This is a genomic window from Salmonella sp. SAL4457, from assembly GCF_046548235.1.
Lineage (GTDB): Bacteria > Pseudomonadota > Gammaproteobacteria > Enterobacterales > Enterobacteriaceae > Salmonella > Salmonella enterica.
On record NZ_JBGDZO010000011.1, the window covers coordinates 2,999 to 20,145 of the forward strand.

The window sequence follows — 17,147 nt, forward strand, 5'->3', positions numbered from 1 at the left end:
GGGGCTATAGCTCAGCTGGGAGAGCGCTTGCATGGCATGCAAGAGGTCAGCGGTTCGATCCCGCTTAGCTCCACCAAATTTACTCCCGATAAATTTGGCGTATACGTAAAAGCACTATGGGGCTATAGCTCAGCTGGGAGAGCGCTTGCATGGCATGCAAGAGGTCAGCGGTTCGATCCCGCTTAGCTCCACCAACATTCAAACCCTCGCTGAAAAGCGGGGGTTTTTGCTTTTTGTCACAAAATTTATGGCGTCTGAGCTGCTCTTCAGGTGCGTTTGTTTGCCGCTGCTTTTGCGGTCAATATGAGCTTTTGTTAGATTGCTTCATAATGCGAATATACTTATTATTCATGCGCCTTATATAATGATGTGAGCATTAAAGCAATGCCGGATAAGTGTAACGTATTAAAAAATATAAAAATATTCTTACTGGCCTTCTGCCTGACCGTTCCGGCTATTCTGTTATCTCGTCTCATTTCTCCCCGCGCCACAATTGATTCCAGCTATATCTTTCTGGCCTGGCTACCGCTCTGCGTCATGTTTTCCGTGCTGTTTTTATTTGGCCGCCGTGGCGTCGCGCCGATGGTAGGCGGAATGATGTTGACTAATGAATGGAATTTTCATTTACCTCTGCCACAGGCGATGGTGCTGCTATTTTGCCAGACGTTTCCCGTGTTGCTGGTTTGCGCTATCGTACGCTGGCAGTTGGGCGCGCGCTGGCGCTACGGAATACCCAACCAAGGCATCTGGCTACGCGTTTTCTGGTTAGGGTTAATGACGCCGTTTGGCATAAAAATCAGTATGCATCTGGCGGGGCACTACCTGGCTTTCCCGGTGACCATCTCTACCTTCTTTGGCACCGGCACCGCTATTTTCTCGATTGTTGATTTATTGAGTCTGATTTCTGCCGCGCTTATTTTTACCCTCTTTTTCTATTATCCGCTGCGGATGATAGTCAGCCCGCACTATATTCGTATTTTCTGGCGGAGGGATGTCGCTCCTTATCTCGCCAAAGAAAAACGCCTGTTTACGCTTCTCTGGTTTGCCACTCTGGCGACGCTATTAGCGGTGCTGTGTACGCCTTTCGAGACAAAGTATATTGCTGGCTATCTGGTGCCAGTCCTGTTCATTGGATTTACCATCGGCGTGGGGAAAATCAGCTATCCGCTGTTGAATTTTAGTTGGGCTCTCACTGCGCTATTCCTGCTTAGCTATAACCGCAATTTTCTGCAGGGCGTGGGCTCAGAATATTCGCTGGCATTTATCCTTTCAGTTCTCATTTCTTTTAGTATTTGTTTGTTGTACATGGCGCGGATTAATCAGCGTAGCGAATGGTTGAATCGACAGTGGCACTCGCAGGCATTAACCGATCCGTTGACGCAACTGCCTAACCTGCGTGCGCTGGAGCAGTTTCTTTTACAGGATGCCGGGCAAAGCGTGTGTTATCTACGCATGGAAAACCTGGAATTTCTGAGCCGTCATTACGGTATGCAGATGCGCGTGCATTGCGAACGCGAGGTGTTTCGCGTGTTGCAGCCGCTGCTGCTGGAAAAGGAGAAAATTTTCCATCTGCCGGGCAGTGAGTTATTGCTGGTATTGACGGGACCGGAGACGGAAGCCCGCCTGCAATATATGCTCAATGTGCTTAATAACCGCAAAATTTACTGGAACAATACCGGTCTGGACATGGAATACGGCGCATCGTGGGGAACATTCGATGGTCGCCAGGAAACCTTGCAACCGCTGTTGGGGCAATTAAGCTGGCTGGCGGAGCAATCCTGTTCGCACCGTCGGGTGCTTGCACTGACCCAGAGTATTGAAGCCGCTTCCGGGCAGACGACGGAACGGGTGCTGCGGTTGCAGAAAATCCGTCAGGCGCTGGAGCGCGGCGCGCTGGTTTTGTATGCGCAACCCATTCGCGACGCGCAGGGAAAAGGGTATGACGAGATTCTGACGCGGCTTCGGTGCGACGACGGTATCATGATGCCCAATCAGTTCATTCCGCTTATCGCCCAGTTTAACCTGAGCGTACGGTTTGATATGCAGGTGATGGAAGCGCTCCTGCAATGGTTGTCCGCGCATCCTTCGGCGGAGCAGGGGGCGCGTTTCTCGGTTAATTTGATGCCGCTGACGCTGCTGCAAAAAGAGACGGCGTCACGCATTATGCAGCTTTTTAAACGCTATGGCGTCCCGCCTGCTTCGGTCATCATCGAAATTACTGAAGAACAGGCCTTCTCTCATTCCGAAATCAGTATGCACAATATCAACCAGCTGCGTAAGTTTGGCCTAAAAATCGCCATTGATGATTTCGGCACCGGCTATGCAAACTATGAACGGCTAAAACGCCTCAAGGCGGACATCATTAAAATCGACGGTTGTTTCGTAAAAGATATTCTGACGGACTCCCTGGATGCGATGATCGTGAAATCCATCACTGATTTAGCGAAAGCGAAATCGTTGAGCGTCGTGGCTGAGTTTGTTGAAACGCCTGCGCAGCGCGATCTGCTATTGCAGCTTGGCGTACACAGTTTGCAGGGATATCTGATTGGCCGCCCGCGCCCGTTAGGCAAATAAGCGGCATAAAAAAACCGGGGATAGCTCCCCGGTTTCTGCATTAAACCCAGACTTACAGTACCAGCGCCGCGATAGAGGCGGACAGTACGCTCACCAGCGTAGAACCGTAAACCAGTTTCAGACCAAAACGGGAAACCACGTTGCCTTGCTCTTCGTTCAGGCCTTTAATCGCGCCCGCAATAATACCGATGGAAGAGAAGTTCGCGAAGGACACCAGGAAGACGGAGATAATGCCTTCAGCGCGTGGAGAGAGGGTAGAGGCGATTTTCTGCAGATCCATCATCGCCACGAATTCGTTGGAAACCAGTTTGGTCGCCATGATACTTCCTACCTGCAGCGCTTCACTGGACGGTACGCCCATTACCCATGCGACCGGGTAGAAGATGTAACCCAGAATGCCCTGGAAGGAGATGCTGTAGCCGAACCAACCGGTAACCGTTGCGAACAGCGCGTTCAGCGCCGCGATCAGCGCGATGAAACCGATCAGCATCGCCGCGACGATAATCGCCACTTTAAAACCTGCCAGAATGTACTCGCCCAGCATTTCGAAGAAACTTTGGCCTTCATGCAGGTTCGACATCTGAATATTTTCTTCGCTGGCATCAACGACATAGGGGTTGATCAGCGACAGAACGATAAAGGTGCTGAACATGTTCAGAACCAGCGCTGCGACCACATATTTAGGGTCCAGCATGGTCATATACGCGCCCACGATAGACATGGAAACGGTAGACATCGCCGTTGCAGCCATGGTGTACATGCGGTTACGGGACATTTTGCCGAGGATATCTTTATAAGCGATAAAGTTCTCAGACTGGCCGAGGATCAGCGAGCTGACGGCGTTAAAAGACTCCAGTTTGCCCATACCGTTTACTTTGGACAACAGAAAACCAATAGCGCGGATGACCACTGGCAGAACGCGGATATGCTGAAGAATACCGATCAACGCGGAAATAAAGACGATCGGGCACAATACTTTCAGGAAGAAGAACGCCAAACCTTGATCGTTCATACTGCCAAAGACGAAGTTTGTCCCTTCGTTGGCAAATCCGAGCAGTTTTTCAAACATCTCGGAGAAACCTTTTACGAAGCCAAGGCCAACATCCGAGTTCAGGAAGAACCAGGCCAGTAATACTTCGATAACAAGTAACTGAATGACGTAACGAATGCGAATTTTTTTACGGTCGCTGCTAACCAGCAGTGCGAGTACCGCAACAACGGCAAGCGCCAGGACAAAATGAAGGACGCGGTCCATATTTGCTCCAAATATGAGGCAGGTTTAATTTTCGTGCACATTCTATGCAACAGCCGTAAAGAAAACGAGATCCAACACACACTATAATAAGGACCTGTGACGAGATTCAAAATTAGTGATCTGTAATACACTTTTACTGTACTGAATATGAAAATGAAAAGTTATATCAGTGTGCTAATCTTGTAATGTTAAGCCAAACTGTTCTGATACAGGTCGTCATCGTATCGGTCTATCGTTTCACACTATCAAAGTAATCACCCGTACCCATTGAAATGCACTTGATAATCATTATCAATAAACATAGCATGAAACATAGCAAAGGCTATGTTTTTGAGGCAAAAGATGACTGACAATCGCGTAGAGAATAGCAGCGGACGGGCGGCGCGCAAGCTAAGGCTCGCATTAATGGGACCTGCGTTCATTGCCGCGATTGGTTATATCGATCCCGGTAACTTCGCGACCAATATTCAGGCCGGCGCCAGCTTTGGCTACCAGCTACTCTGGGTGGTGGTCTGGGCGAACCTGATGGCGATGCTGATTCAAATCCTCTCGGCAAAACTTGGAATCGCCACGGGCAAGAACCTGGCGGAGCAAATTCGCGACCATTATCCGCGCCCGGTAGTCTGGTTTTACTGGGTACAGGCGGAAATCATCGCGATGGCCACCGATTTAGCTGAATTTATCGGCGCGGCAATAGGTTTTAAGCTGATCCTGGGCGTCTCTTTATTACAGGGCGCGGTATTGACCGGTATCGCGACGTTTCTGATTTTAATGTTACAACGCCGCGGTCAAAAACCGCTTGAAAAAGTCATCGGCGGTTTACTGCTTTTTGTCGCCGCCGCTTACATTGTGGAACTGTTTTTCTCTCAGCCTGATATGGCGCAGCTCGGCAAAGGAATGGTTATCCCGGCGCTACCGAACCCGGAAGCCGTATTCTTAGCCGCCGGCGTGCTTGGCGCGACGATTATGCCGCACGTGATTTATCTGCACTCGTCATTAACACAGCATCTGCACGGCGGAACGCGGCAACAACGGTACTCAGCAACGAAATGGGATGTCGCTATTGCTATGACGATTGCCGGTTTTGTCAATCTGGCAATGATGGCGACCGCCGCGGCGGCGTTTCATTTTAGCGGCCACACCGGCATCGCCGACCTCGATCAGGCATACCTGACGCTGGAACCGTTACTAAGCCATGCGGCGGCAACGGTGTTTGGTCTTAGTCTGGTAGCGGCAGGGCTTTCCTCCACTGTGGTAGGGACTCTGGCGGGGCAGGTGGTGATGCAAGGGTTTGTCCGTTTTCACATTCCGCTGTGGGTACGGCGCACCATTACCATGCTGCCCTCATTTATTGTGATTTTGATGGGGCTGGACCCTACCCGAATTCTGGTGATGAGTCAGGTGCTGCTGAGTTTTGGTATTGCGCTGGCGCTGGTGCCGCTCCTGATTTTCACCAGTAACGCTACGCTAATGGGCGAGCTGGTGAACACGCGGCGAGTAAAACAGATTGGCTGGATAATTGTCGTGCTGGTCGTCGCCCTGAATATCTGGTTACTGGTTGGAACGGTGATGGGGTTGTCATAAAGACAGAAAGATAGCAGGCCCGATGCGTGAACGTCATCGGGCTATTATTCAGCAGGAGGCTTAGTGATGATGTTTGTGACCCCGGCCTCGCCCGCGATGATCGTCGCGATCGCGCCAGCCTTCCCGATAACCGCGTTCATACGCTTCACGCTTATCCCAGCCGCGATGATAGCCGTTGTCATGGCGCCACCAGCGATTTTTACGCCATTCATAATGGTTGTGCCAGTAATCACGGTCGCGCCAGCGACCACCGTCCCAGTAGTTACCGTAATCATCGCGATCGCCAATCTGTAATTTTATTGAGGGCAACAGGGTGATTTCGCCCGCATTCGCGGCAAGCGGTGTAAAAGCCAGCAAGGCTGCCGCCAGAATCAGTGACCTGAACATACTTTCTCTCCTTCACGATCGAGCCGTCGCCGGCCTGTTAATGCAATATTACAAAGCAGTAAAGATTTGTTTCATCGCCTTAACTCTTAAATCATGAAGGAGAGCATTTTTTGCTAAAACCGGCCCTCCAGAATAGCGTCAATTTCTGCACATTCCGCCGCCGAAAAACGGCGATTGGCCAGCATTCCCACGGCGTCTTCGATTTGCGACGGTTTGCTGGCGCCAATCAGTACCGAGGTAACGTTATCGTTACGCAGCACCCAGGCGAGCGCCATCTGAGACAATTTTTGGCCCCGTCGCGCAGCCAGTTCATTCAACCGGCGAACTTTTTCCAGTTTGTCGGCGGTAATCTGTTCTGGTTTAAGGAAACGGCTTCCGCTTGCCGCGCGGGAATCTTCCGGAATGCCATTCAGATAACGGTCAGTGAGCTGCCCGCCCGCCAGCGGCGAGAAGGCAATATTGCCGACGCCTTTTTCCTGCAATAGCGCCAGCAGCCCGTCCTCTACCCAACGCTCAAAAAGCGAATATTTAGGCTGATGAATCAGGCAAGGCGTGCCGAGATCCTCCAGAATATCGATAGCTTGTCTGGCCAGATCGGCAGGATAGTTAGAGATCCCCACGTACAACGCTTTGCCCTGGCGCACAAGGTGATCTAACGCTTTCATCGTCTCTTTAAGCGGCGTTTCGGGATCGGGACGATGGTGATAAAAGATATCGACATACTCCAGCCCCATACGTTTCAGGCTTTGATCGAGGCTGGCGATAAGGTATTTCCGTGAACCCCAGTCGCCATAAGGGCCATCCCACATGGTGTAGCCCGCTTTGGTGGAGATGATTAACTCATCGCGCCACGGTAAAAAGTCTTCCTGCAGAATGCGGCCAAAATTGCATTCTGCGGAGCCCGGCGGCGGCCCATAATTATTGGCGAGATCAAAGTGGGTAATGCCCAGATCGAACGCGCGTTGCAGCAGCGCCCGGCTATTTTCTACCCGTGTCGCATCGCCGAAGTTGTGCCATAGCCCCAGCGAAATGGCGGGAAGTTTGACGCCGCTGCGCCCGCAGCGACGATACTCCATTGTGTGATAACGATTCTCATCGGGCTGATAAATCATGACCTTTCCCCCTGTGGCGTGAATAAATAGTGTATACGGTTACACTCGCCAGGCGGTATCCGGCTTTTACTGTTTGCCGCTGTAAACATTGTTTTCCAGGCTTTCATCCCCGCCGTGCTGGACAGCCATCGGCATTCCTTAATACTCAACATAATGTCAACGTCAGAAGGAAAGCTGTCATGCAAAACCCCTATACCGTGGCCGACTATTTGCTGGACAGACTGGCAGGATGCGGCATTGGCCATCTTTTTGGCGTACCGGGCGATTATAACTTGCAGTTTCTTGACCATGTGATTGACCACCCGACCCTGCGTTGGGTGGGATGCGCCAATGAGCTGAACGCCGCTTATGCCGCGGACGGTTATGCGCGCATGTCGGGCGCTGGAGCGCTACTCACCACCTTTGGCGTGGGAGAACTTAGCGCTATTAACGGTATCGCGGGCAGTTACGCGGAATATGTCCCGGTCTTGCATATCGTCGGCGCGCCCTGTAGCGCTGCGCAGCAGCGTGGCGAATTGATGCACCATACCCTCGGCGACGGCGATTTTCGTCATTTTTATCGCATGAGTCAGGCGATATCTGTTGCCAGCGCAATATTGGATGAACAGAACGCCTGCTTCGAGATTGACCGCGTATTGGGTGAAATGCTTGCCGCACGCAGGCCAGGATACATCATGTTGCCCGCCGACGTGGCGAAAAAAACGGCCATCCCGCCTACGCAGGCGCTGACGTTGCCCGTGCATGAAGCGCAAAGCGGCGTGGAGACGGCTTTTCGTTACCACGCCCGTCAGTGCCTGATGAACAGTCGGCGCATTGCGCTATTGGCCGACTTTCTTGCCGGGCGTTTTGGTTTACGACCACTGTTGCAGCGCTGGATGGCGGAAACGCCCATCGCTCATGCGACACTACTGATGGGGAAGGGGCTTTTTGATGAACAGCACCCGAACTTCGTTGGCACCTATAGCGCTGGCGCCAGCAGCAAAGAAGTGCGTCAGGCCATAGAGGACGCCGATAGGGTTATCTGCGTCGGCACCCGTTTTGTCGATACCCTTACGGCCGGATTTACCCAACAATTGCCGGCGGAACGCACGCTGGAGATTCAGCCTTACGCGTCGCGCATCGGCGAAACCTGGTTCAACCTCCCGATGGCGCAGGCGGTGTCTACGCTGCGCGAACTGTGCCTGGAATGCGCTTTTGCGCCGCCGCCGACGCGTTCCGCCGGACAGCCAGTGCGGATTGATAAGGGAGAACTGACCCAGGAAAGCTTCTGGCAAACCTTACAGCAGTATCTTAAACCCGGAGATATTATCCTTGTCGACCAGGGGACTGCAGCTTTTGGCGCTGCCGCGCTGTCGCTTCCTGACGGCGCGGAAGTTGTGGTACAGCCGCTGTGGGGGTCTATCGGCTATTCCTTGCCCGCCGCGTTTGGCGCGCAAACCGCCTGTCCCGATCGGCGGGTGATTCTGATTATCGGCGATGGCGCGGCGCAGCTCACGATTCAGGAGATGGGCTCGATGTTACGCGACGGGCAGGCGCCGGTCATCCTGCTGCTCAACAATGACGGCTATACCGTAGAGCGCGCCATTCACGGCGCGGCCCAGCGGTATAACGACATCGCGAGCTGGAACTGGACGCAGATACCACCGGCGCTAAACGCGGCGCAACAGGCGGAGTGCTGGCGGGTGACGCAGGCTATCCAACTGGCAGAGGTCCTCGAACGTCTGGCGCGCCCACAACGTCTGTCATTTATTGAAGTGATGTTGCCAAAAGCCGATCTGCCGGAATTACTGCGTACCGTGACCCGGGCGCTGGAAGCCCGCAACGGGGGATAATGGCCCCCGCTGCGCCGGATTAGGGTTCGTGACGGTTGGCGGCCAGCAACGGTTTTCCCGCCAGCAATAGCCAGGCGGGGAGCATCACAATGCAGAGCAGCGGCAGCAGATTGGTATCCGGTACGACGACTGCCGCCATAAACAGACTGAGCCAGCCGTCGCGCGTCACTACCAGCACTAAGCCAAGAATCGCGCAGGAGACGGTAATCGCCGCGGGTACGGCCTCAACATGGGCATGGAGCATGAGCCCCAGCGCCGCGCCGATAAACACAGCCGGAAAAATGCGCCCGCCGCGAAAGCCGCTCGCCGCCGCGATGACCAGCGCGGCGAGTTTGACGACGGCTAAGGTAAAATAATCTCCTGCGCCCAACGTTTGGCTAAACGCCATTTGTTGCATTTCGTCCAGGCCTTTAAACAGGGTAAGCGGCCCGCCAATGACGCCCAGAATACCCAGTATAAAACCGCCAATGCCGAGAATCAGGACCGGATTTTTCAGGCGATGCAACAACTCATGCAGACGCGGAAGGCACCAGACGGCGACCATCCCGGCGGCAATGGCGATCGCCGCGACGATCGCTCCGCTGGCAATGTCCACCAGCCGCATCTGCGTGTAATGGGCGATGGGTAACGAAAAATGCGGATGAAAGAACAGGCTGGTGGTGAGTGACCCCGCCGCTGCCGCCATTAACGGCGCAAACAGGCGATCCCACATGGGAATATCGTTAGAGCCGCTAAGCGTTTGCGAAAAAATCAGCGCCGCGGCGACGGGCGTGCCGAACAGCGCGCCGATGGTACCCGCTGAGGCCAGAATCGTCCAGTCTAACGCCGTAATACGCGGAAACAGGCGGGAGCCGAAAGCCGCCGCCAGCGCGATATTTATTGTCATTATCGGATGCTCTGGCCCCAAACTTACCCCACCAGCAAGGCCGATGATTAAGGCGAGAAGCAGCCCGGGTAGCGCAGATGGCGAGACCGGCATACTGATTAACGGTTCGATGGCCGGATCGGGGCCAGCGTGTCCGGGACTGTAACGGATAATCAAACCCACCACGATCCCGGTTAGCGTGAGCATACCCACTATCCAGAACGGCGAATCATAAGCGATGCCGATGCTGGTGGGCAGTCGTTGCCAAAGAAATTGCTGAAAAACCGACGCGACTTTCATCGCAGCGATTAAAACCAGGCTTGACGCTACGCCAATAATCAGCGCGGGGAGCGACAGCAGCAGCATCGTTCGGGCACGCGGGTGGAACATAATCTCTTCCTTACACGGGGTCGTATACCTATTTTGCACAGCCTGCCCGACGGCATTGCTGCAATTGGTGCTGAAACAAGAAAGTAATTCTGTGATGAAGATCTATATTTATAGGCAGTCAGCCTGATGGCCGTTGTTGTTATGCCCCCATGAATTTACAGTGTGACAAAGACTTATTTTGACTTTAGCGGAGCAGTAGAAGAATGACAAAGTATGCTTTAGTAGGAGATGTAGGCGGCACGAATGCGCGTCTTGCCCTGTGTGATATCGCCAGTGGAGAAATCTCGCAGGCCAAAACGTATTCCGGCCTGGATTATCCCAGTCTTGAGGCCGTGGTGCGCGTTTATCTCGATGAGCATAGCGTCAGCGTGGAAGATGGTTGTATCGCCATAGCCTGCCCGATTACCGGTGACTGGGTAGCGATGACTAACCATACCTGGGCTTTTTCTATTGCGGAAATGAAAAAAAATCTCGGCTTTAGCCATCTGGAAATCATCAACGATTTCACCGCCGTGTCGATGGCGATCCCGATGCTGAAAAAAGAGCATTTAATTCAGTTCGGCGGCGGCGAACCGGTAGACGGCAAACCTATTGCGGTGTATGGCGCGGGAACCGGCTTGGGCGTGGCGCATCTGGTGCATGTGGATAAGCGTTGGATTAGCCTTCCGGGCGAAGGCGGGCATGTCGATTTTGCGCCTAATAGCGAAGAAGAAGCTATGATTCTGGAAATATTGCGCGCCGAAATTGGCCACGTTTCCGCCGAGCGCGTGCTGTCTGGCCCGGGGCTGGTGAATCTTTACCGGGCGATTGTTAAGTCCGACAACCGTCTGCCGGAGAATCTGCGCCCGAAAGATATTACCGAACGCGCCCTGGCGGATAGCTGTATCGATTGTCGCCGCGCGTTATCGCTCTTTTGCGTCATCATGGGGCGATTTGGCGGCGATCTGGCGTTAACCATGGGGACATTTGGCGGCGTTTATATCGCTGGCGGTATTGTCCCGCGCTTCCTGGAATTTTTTAAAGCGTCCGGCTTCCGTGGTGGCTTTGAAGATAAAGGCCGCTTTAAAGATTATGTACACGGTATTCCGGTCTATCTGATTGTCCATGATAATCCTGGCTTGTTAGGCTCCGGCGCGCATCTGCGCCAGACATTAGGTCATATTCTATAAGCCAGATGGTGGCATAAACGCCTTATCCGGCCTACAAAAGTGTGTCATCTGTAGGCCTGATGAGCGCAGCGTCATCAGGCAATTAAACATTCTCTTGTCAGTCTCAAACCGCGTGCCTCACGCGGTTTTTTTCATTGCCTTTCCTGTGCATGAATGCTTCAACTGACTGAATTATTTCACTTTACTTTTGCTGAGCGAAAGGTCAAACACCAGCGCGTTGAGTCATCATGTCATGGCGGTTAGTCAGGCGAAAACAGGGATTTATTTTACTATACGTATCCGGTTCGCTGCCTTATTTACGGTTTCATCGCGGCATCTTGCTGGAAAGGATCCTCATTTTCGGGGAAATGTCCCTGAAAAATACCGCAATATGACATGATTGAATATCATTATCATTAGTAAGGATTTTGGTTAAAGAGGAAAAACCACAAAATCAAAAGGGGATTATTTGAGATAAGGTTTATTGACAGGAAATTATCGTCGGCTGCGCCACGTTACGTAAATTCAATGATATAAATTTGTTAATAATATGATTTATTTGATGCTATAACTGACATGCTTAAAAGGTAAATTTTTACGCTTGTTCCTCTTTTTTCGTCGCTAAAAAATATTTTCATTAGCCTCTCGACAGGAAGAAAATTTTCAGGCTATTTTCTAAAGGAGCCACCATCGTGGCAGCGTCGCTCGGACGGTCCGGGCGCTAACGTTAATCTGAGGATATTATGGCTGATTTCCGCCCTGAACGTCGCTTTACGCGTATCGATCGCCTTCCGCCCTATGTTTTTAACATCACCGCTGAACTCAAAATGGCTGCGCGTCGGCGCGGCGAAGATATTATTGATTTCAGTATGGGTAATCCTGATGGCGCAACCCCTCCCCACATTGTCGAAAAACTTTGCACCGTCGCGCAACGTCCGGATACGCACGGTTATTCCACGTCTCGCGGCATACCGCGCTTACGCCGCGCGATTTCTCACTGGTATCAGGAACGTTATGATGTCGATATCGATCCGGAAACCGAAGCGATTGTGACCATCGGTTCCAAAGAGGGACTGGCGCATTTAATGCTGGCGACGCTGGATCATGGTGATACGGTACTGGTGCCGAACCCCAGTTACCCGATTCATATCTATGGCGCCGTTATCGCCGGGGCGCAGGTGCGTTCGGTTCCATTGGTAGAGGGGGTGGATTTCTTCAACGAGCTGGAGCGCGCTATTCGCGAAAGTTATCCGAAACCGAAAATGATGATTTTGGGTTTTCCGTCTAACCCTACGGCCCAGTGCGTCGAACTGGAATTTTTTGAAAAAGTGGTCGCTCTGGCTAAACGTTATGATGTGCTGGTGGTGCACGATCTGGCGTATGCCGATATCGTGTACGACGGCTGGAAAGCGCCATCCATTATGCAGGTGCCTGGCGCGCGCGACGTGGCGGTCGAATTTTTCACGCTGTCGAAAAGCTATAATATGGCGGGCTGGCGTATTGGGTTTATGGTGGGTAATAAAACCCTGGTCAGCGCGCTGGCGCGCATTAAAAGTTATCACGATTATGGCACCTTTACCCCGCTTCAGGTGGCGGCTATCGCCGCTCTGGAAGGCGATCAGCAGTGCGTGCGCGATATTGCCGAGCAGTATAAACGTCGTCGCGATGTGCTGGTGAAGGGGTTGCATGAGGCGGGCTGGATGGTTGAAATGCCGAAAGCCTCAATGTACGTCTGGGCGAAAATCCCGGAGCAATATGCGGCGATGGGATCGCTTGAGTTTGCCAAGAAGCTGCTGAATGAGGCGAAGGTTTGCGTTTCTCCAGGGATAGGCTTTGGTGATTATGGCGACACCCATGTACGCTTTGCATTAATAGAGAATCGCGACCGCATTCGCCAGGCCGTCAGAGGGATTAAAGCGATGTTCCGCGCCGATGGCGTGCTGCCGTCACATCCAAAACCCGTTGAAGCGAGCACGGAGTAGAAAAGCAAACAGGAGCCCCATGGCTCCTGTTTTTCTTTGCATTGTACTTTTAAATCATCAGGGCGAAAGTACCGGCCCAAACGATGACCATAAATGAAATGCCCATAAAGAAATATTTCACGTTTCATCTCTCCGCGTACCTGTCGTACGCCTAAATGAACTTACACTTACCTGATTATAGAGAGTTGATGCCGGACAATACGAAATTGAGAATTATTCGTGTTTCGACCGCCTGCATCACCTCAGAATTCTGCGCGTCATCGCTCCAGACGGCGCTAATGTACGCCTAAAAATGAGGTGAAACAAGAGGCATTTTCTTATTTACTTTTAGTAACTTACAAGTGTCGGGAATCGGCGACAGTTTAATTTCTGACAGTGATGAATCGCTATTGAGCGACGCCGCCGACACAGTAAAAAATCGCCTGTAAACAGGAGACTTATCGCTAAAAGCAGGAATGAGTAATTTACGATATGAATATTATGACAATGCGAAATGCCAAAATAAAAGGCCTTGCGGCCTTTTTCAGATGTAGAGTGACGCTTCCCCCAACGGGCGAGTCTTGAAACGGCGATGGATCCAGAGATATTGCTCCGGGGCGCGCATGATCTCTTTCTCAATAATTTTATTCATATAGGCAGCGGCTTGATTTTCATCTGCCGGGTAACCTTCCATTTCAGGGGTAATATACAGACGATAACCCGAGTTATCGGATTTCCTTACCATTGTAACGGTCAACATGGCGGCGCCAGACAGCCTGGACAATACATAGGTGCCGTTGGTGGTGGCGACGTTTTCAACCGCGAAAAATGGCGCAAAGGAGCTGCCTTTAGGGCCGTAGTCCTGGTCGGGAGCAAACCAAACGGCTTCCCCTTTTTTTAGCGCGCCCACAATGCCGCGCAGATTGTTTCTGCCGATCATCGCTTTATTTGAGCGCATACGACCGCGCGTCTGCACCCACTCCATGAGCGGATTGTTATGCGGACGATAGGTCGCCATCATCGGCTGGCAGAGACCCATTACCCGGCCTCCCAATTCCAGCGACATAAAATGCACGCCAACGACCATTACGCCGCGATTTTGCGCCTGCGCACGGGTAAGGTTGTCCAGCCCATCCACATCAAACCATTTGCGAACCCGGTTATCAGGCCAGAACCAGGCCATGCCCGTTTCAAGCAGCGCCATGCCAAGAGAGTGGAAATTCTCGGCGATCAGTTTTTCCCTTTCTTCCCGGGAGAGGGTCGGAAAACAGAGTTCAATATTTTTCTGGGCGATCGACTCACGTCGCTTCAGGAAGGGGCGCGCCAGTTTACCGGTGCGGGTGCCCAGAAAACGCAAAACCGGGTAGGGAAGCTGCACCAGTAACCAGAGGACGCCAACGCCAAACCACGTCAGCCAGTAGCGCGGGTGCAAAAACGCGCGTGAAAATTTGCTTTGAGGAAACATAAAATACCTTCTGTAGATACGAAAATAATGTATCGCAGAAGAGTCATTATCCGCAGCGGTACACTCTGAAATACGCATCATCCTTCAAGTTGCGTTCGCTTATCCGAAGCACTTACTTGAGTAAGCTCATCAGGGTAACTTGAATGATTTACGTATAGTTAGGCCATCATGTACGACAATGGTTCCCGTAAGGAGTGTAAAACTAAGTCAGTACTAAACCACGAGGGCATGAACGCCAGGCAGGCTAATGTACCACCAGTTATTTACTCGCGCCCAGAAATTCTTTATCAAGAAGCGTAAATATTTCTCCCGTAGCAAAAATAAGCTAATCATTATTTTTAATGCATTGTTTTTACAGTGATAATTTTATTTCAGACGAAGGTCATTGAAAAATGATTAAAAAAATAAAATGTGAGATAAATGTTATGGAAATGACGGGCTGATAAGGTTTATCTTAAAGGAGAAGTGAGAGGGACCGTAAGGCTATATGGAAGCCTTGCCATAGACAGGAGGTATTATAGATGATCTATTTATGGACATTTCTTGCAATAAGTATACTTGCCGTGAGTGGCTATATCGGTCAGGTGATGGGGGCTTTTTCTGCGGTTTCTTCTTTTACGGGAATGGTTATCCTTGCCGCGCTGATTTATTTACTCAATGTATGGTTGCAGGATGGCGATGACATCGTTAGCGGATTATTGCTTTTTCTCGCACCGGCATGTGGGTTAATTATTCGCTTTATGGTGGGATACGGTAAGCGTTAGTCAGTACATACCCTTCATACTTCAAGTTGCTGATGTGTTGGCTACGGATTACTCGGCCCATCGATGGGCCTCGCTCTGACGGGCCGTCGCACGTGACGTTCAAATCTGCTCCCGGCAGATTTGTCGCTCACCCCAGTCACATCGTTATCTATGCTCCTGGGGACTCACTCCCTTGCCGCCTTTAAGCAACTCGAATTATTTTGGGTATATACGATGCCAGTGAATAGATAGCGCCGACAATGTCGGCGCTTCTGTTCCCCAGGAAGGCTAATCGTTTATTGCGCGTCCGCAAGCTGCAGTGAGTCCTGATTATGTAACGCATTCTGGCGCTGGCGTTCCAGTTCCAGCGCGCCGCGATGGGAGAGGTAACAGAATAGAATGCAGCACACGATGCCGCCCATCAGAAGATAAAATCCGCCGTACCAGCCAAGTTTATCCACCATTACACCAAACAGGCTGGTGCCCAACGAGGCGCCGAAAATATAGCTCATGAACCCACGTAAACCGACGGCGGAACCTACGGCAAAGCTGGGGACTATCTCCATTGTCTGTACGGACGCGAGGAACTGCGGGACGTAAATCAGACAACCTACAATGGCGGCGAAAATCGTTACCATCAGCAAAGATTCACTTTTCCAGTATCCGATCAGACAGACAAAAATCAGCGCCATGCAAATCATGGCTAACGGCATTCTGCGGCCCTTAAACAGTTTATCTGACAGCCAGCCTGCCAGTAGCGTGGAGGGAATCGCCGCCCACTCGAAAAAGAGAAACGCGACGCTCATCTGTTCTTTTGAAAAGTGTTTTACTGTCAACAGATAGATAGGCAACCAGCTAATCATGCCAAACCGCACCATATAGACGAAGACATCCACCAGCGAAATATACCAGGCATTTTTATTGCGCAGCACATAAGTACAGAAGATTTGCCATGCGCTCATATTTTCCGGCGCTTTTGCCGTATTCTTCGTTTTCAGTACGACTTTTTCTTCCGGCATCATCTGTTCCAGGGAGGGAAGACCTTCTTCGCGCGGCGAACCTTTTCCCAAGACCAGAACAATTAAGGCAAAAATGACGGCGACGCAGGCCGGAACGATATAACTGGCGCTTTGCCAGTGTTCGCTGCCCAATATCGCAAAAGCCGCGCCGACGATAGGCGCGACGATCCCGCCGCCAACGTTATGCGAGATATTCCAGAAGGCGCCTACGCGTCCGCGCTCCCGACGAGGGAACCAGTTTGCAATGGTAATAAACGAGGGGCCGACGCCCATGCCCTGAAAAAGGCCATTGAAGACCACCAGAGCGGCAAATATCCAGAATGCGCTACTGAATCCCAGCCCAACGTTAACAATCGCGCAGAGTACCAGACCGCACGCCATGAAGACTTTTGGGCTGGCTTTATCCGCCAGACTGCTCATTACGCCTTTACTGATTCCGTAAGCAATAAGCATACAGCTACTCAGCAGGCCGATTTGCGTAGCGCTGAGATCCAATTGCTCTTTTAAATAAGGCGTCGATAATGTGAAGTTGTTTCTGACTATATAGTAAGCGAGATATCCCAGAAATACGCTTAACAATGCCTGTATACGATATCGACCATACGTAGCCTGGACTTTTTCCGGTGGGACTTTATGCGCCGATTGCCCTGTTTTTAATATTGTTAACATGGAGTCACCTGTATTTTATAGTGAGATGAACATCAGGAGGTTTTGTCGGTAGAGTGAAAGGAGTGACAATAAAATTCAAGTCGAAGAAATGTGTCAAAATTGACTCAATTGGGTGAATTTAAAGGTTATTTTTGACCCATCCT

13 protein-coding genes and 2 tRNA genes are annotated in these 17,147 nt (G+C 51.5%); 8 read left to right on the plus strand and 7 right to left on the minus strand.

Annotated features, from left to right (window positions below; genetic code table 11):
- From ACLJNW_RS21730 to ACLJNW_RS21740, 3 genes are all read left to right on the plus strand, one after another.
- Positions 1-76 (plus strand) — tRNA-Ala (locus ACLJNW_RS21730).
- Positions 77-118: 42 nt separating this feature from the next.
- Positions 119-194, plus strand: a tRNA-Ala gene (locus ACLJNW_RS21735).
- Between the two features lie 190 nt (positions 195-384).
- Entirely contained in the window at positions 385-2,574 is a 2,190-nt protein-coding gene (locus ACLJNW_RS21740) for a sensor domain-containing phosphodiesterase (RefSeq protein WP_001112941.1), read from the plus strand.
- Between the two features lie 52 nt (positions 2,575-2,626).
- Here the strand turns inward: ACLJNW_RS21740 and nupC are convergent, their stop codons facing one another.
- Complete coding sequence (gene nupC, locus ACLJNW_RS21745; RefSeq protein ID WP_000376347.1) at positions 2,627-3,829, minus strand: nucleoside permease NupC; 1,203 nt, start codon at positions 3,827-3,829, stop codon at positions 2,627-2,629.
- Between the two features lie 342 nt (positions 3,830-4,171).
- Between nupC and ACLJNW_RS21750 the strand changes: the two genes are divergently transcribed.
- Positions 4,172-5,413, plus strand: a complete 1,242-nt coding sequence (locus ACLJNW_RS21750; RefSeq protein ID WP_000131734.1) for an Nramp family divalent metal transporter — start codon at positions 4,172-4,174, stop codon at positions 5,411-5,413.
- Between the two features lie 60 nt (positions 5,414-5,473).
- Here ACLJNW_RS21750 and ypeC read toward each other — a convergent pair whose 3' ends face one another.
- Both ypeC and mgrA read right to left on the minus strand, forming a co-directional pair.
- Positions 5,474-5,800 carry a DUF2502 domain-containing protein YpeC gene (gene ypeC, locus ACLJNW_RS21755; RefSeq protein WP_023203893.1) on the minus strand — a complete coding sequence of 109 codons (327 nt, stop codon included), beginning with the start codon at positions 5,798-5,800 and terminating at the stop codon, positions 5,474-5,476.
- A gap of 113 nt (positions 5,801-5,913) precedes the next feature.
- Positions 5,914-6,912, minus strand: a complete 999-nt coding sequence (gene mgrA / locus ACLJNW_RS21760; protein ID WP_024154777.1) for an L-glyceraldehyde 3-phosphate reductase — start codon at positions 6,910-6,912, stop codon at positions 5,914-5,916.
- 179 nt (positions 6,913-7,091) lie between these two features.
- Here mgrA and ACLJNW_RS21765 point away from each other — a divergent pair, with 179 nt between their 5' ends.
- A complete protein-coding gene (locus tag ACLJNW_RS21765; protein WP_023203892.1) occupies positions 7,092-8,744 on the plus strand; it encodes an alpha-keto acid decarboxylase family protein in 1,653 nt (550 codons plus the stop codon).
- Positions 8,745-8,763: 19 nt separating this feature from the next.
- On the opposite strand, the gene ACLJNW_RS21770 is transcribed toward ACLJNW_RS21765, so the two are convergent.
- Complete coding sequence (locus ACLJNW_RS21770; RefSeq protein ID WP_000468920.1) at positions 8,764-9,999, minus strand: ion channel protein; 1,236 nt, start codon at positions 9,997-9,999, stop codon at positions 8,764-8,766.
- A gap of 203 nt (positions 10,000-10,202) precedes the next feature.
- Here ACLJNW_RS21770 and glk point away from each other — a divergent pair, with 203 nt between their 5' ends.
- Both glk and alaC read left to right on the plus strand, forming a co-directional pair.
- Positions 10,203-11,168, plus strand: a complete 966-nt coding sequence (gene glk / locus ACLJNW_RS21775) for a glucokinase (protein ID WP_000170380.1) — start codon at positions 10,203-10,205, stop codon at positions 11,166-11,168.
- A gap of 722 nt (positions 11,169-11,890) precedes the next feature.
- Positions 11,891-13,129, plus strand: coding sequence for an alanine transaminase (gene alaC, locus ACLJNW_RS21780; RefSeq protein WP_000763118.1), 1,239 nt, complete (start codon positions 11,891-11,893; stop codon positions 13,127-13,129).
- Positions 13,130-13,178: 49 nt separating this feature from the next.
- On the opposite strand, the gene ypdK is transcribed toward alaC, so the two are convergent.
- Together ypdK and lpxP are read right to left on the minus strand one after the other, a co-directional pair.
- Entirely contained in the window at positions 13,179-13,250 is a 72-nt protein-coding gene (ypdK, locus tag ACLJNW_RS21785) for a membrane protein YpdK (protein WP_010723117.1), read from the minus strand.
- A 402-nt stretch (positions 13,251-13,652) separates the two neighbouring features.
- Positions 13,653-14,573 (minus strand): kdo(2)-lipid IV(A) palmitoleoyltransferase, encoded by a 921-nt coding sequence (gene lpxP, locus ACLJNW_RS21790; RefSeq protein WP_000484428.1) that lies wholly within the window; start codon positions 14,571-14,573, stop codon positions 13,653-13,655.
- A 521-nt stretch (positions 14,574-15,094) separates the two neighbouring features.
- Between lpxP and ACLJNW_RS21795 the strand changes: the two genes are divergently transcribed.
- On the plus strand, positions 15,095-15,337 hold the full coding sequence (locus ACLJNW_RS21795) for a YfdY family protein (RefSeq protein WP_000639889.1): 243 nt from the start codon (positions 15,095-15,097) through the stop codon (positions 15,335-15,337).
- Between the two features lie 275 nt (positions 15,338-15,612).
- Here ACLJNW_RS21795 and pgtP read toward each other — a convergent pair whose 3' ends face one another.
- A complete protein-coding gene (gene pgtP, locus ACLJNW_RS21800) occupies positions 15,613-17,004 on the minus strand; it encodes a phosphoglycerate transporter PgtP (RefSeq protein WP_000955747.1) in 1,392 nt (463 codons plus the stop codon).
- Positions 17,005-17,147 lie beyond the last annotated feature (143 nt).

What these genes read in the sequence shown, in the direction of transcription:
- ACLJNW_RS21740 (WP_001112941.1), top strand. Translation starts at nt 385, where the DNA reads ATGCCGGATAAGTGTAACGTATTAAAAAATATAAAAATATTCTTACTG.
- nupC (WP_000376347.1), bottom strand. Translation starts at nt 3,829, where the DNA reads ATGGACCGCGTCCTTCATTTTGTCCTGGCGCTTGCCGTTGTTGCGGTA.
- ACLJNW_RS21750 (WP_000131734.1), top strand. Translation starts at nt 4,172, where the DNA reads ATGACTGACAATCGCGTAGAGAATAGCAGCGGACGGGCGGCGCGCAAG.
- ypeC (WP_023203893.1), bottom strand. Translation starts at nt 5,800, where the DNA reads ATGTTCAGGTCACTGATTCTGGCGGCAGCCTTGCTGGCTTTTACACCG.
- mgrA (WP_024154777.1), bottom strand. Translation starts at nt 6,912, where the DNA reads ATGATTTATCAGCCCGATGAGAATCGTTATCACACAATGGAGTATCGT.
- ACLJNW_RS21765 (WP_023203892.1), top strand. Translation starts at nt 7,092, where the DNA reads ATGCAAAACCCCTATACCGTGGCCGACTATTTGCTGGACAGACTGGCA.
- ACLJNW_RS21770 (WP_000468920.1), bottom strand. Translation starts at nt 9,999, where the DNA reads ATGTTCCACCCGCGTGCCCGAACGATGCTGCTGCTGTCGCTCCCCGCG.
- glk (WP_000170380.1), top strand. Translation starts at nt 10,203, where the DNA reads ATGACAAAGTATGCTTTAGTAGGAGATGTAGGCGGCACGAATGCGCGT.
- alaC (WP_000763118.1), top strand. Translation starts at nt 11,891, where the DNA reads ATGGCTGATTTCCGCCCTGAACGTCGCTTTACGCGTATCGATCGCCTT.
- lpxP (WP_000484428.1), bottom strand. Translation starts at nt 14,573, where the DNA reads ATGTTTCCTCAAAGCAAATTTTCACGCGCGTTTTTGCACCCGCGCTAC.
- ACLJNW_RS21795 (WP_000639889.1), top strand. Translation starts at nt 15,095, where the DNA reads ATGATCTATTTATGGACATTTCTTGCAATAAGTATACTTGCCGTGAGT.
- pgtP (WP_000955747.1), bottom strand. Translation starts at nt 17,004, where the DNA reads ATGTTAACAATATTAAAAACAGGGCAATCGGCGCATAAAGTCCCACCG.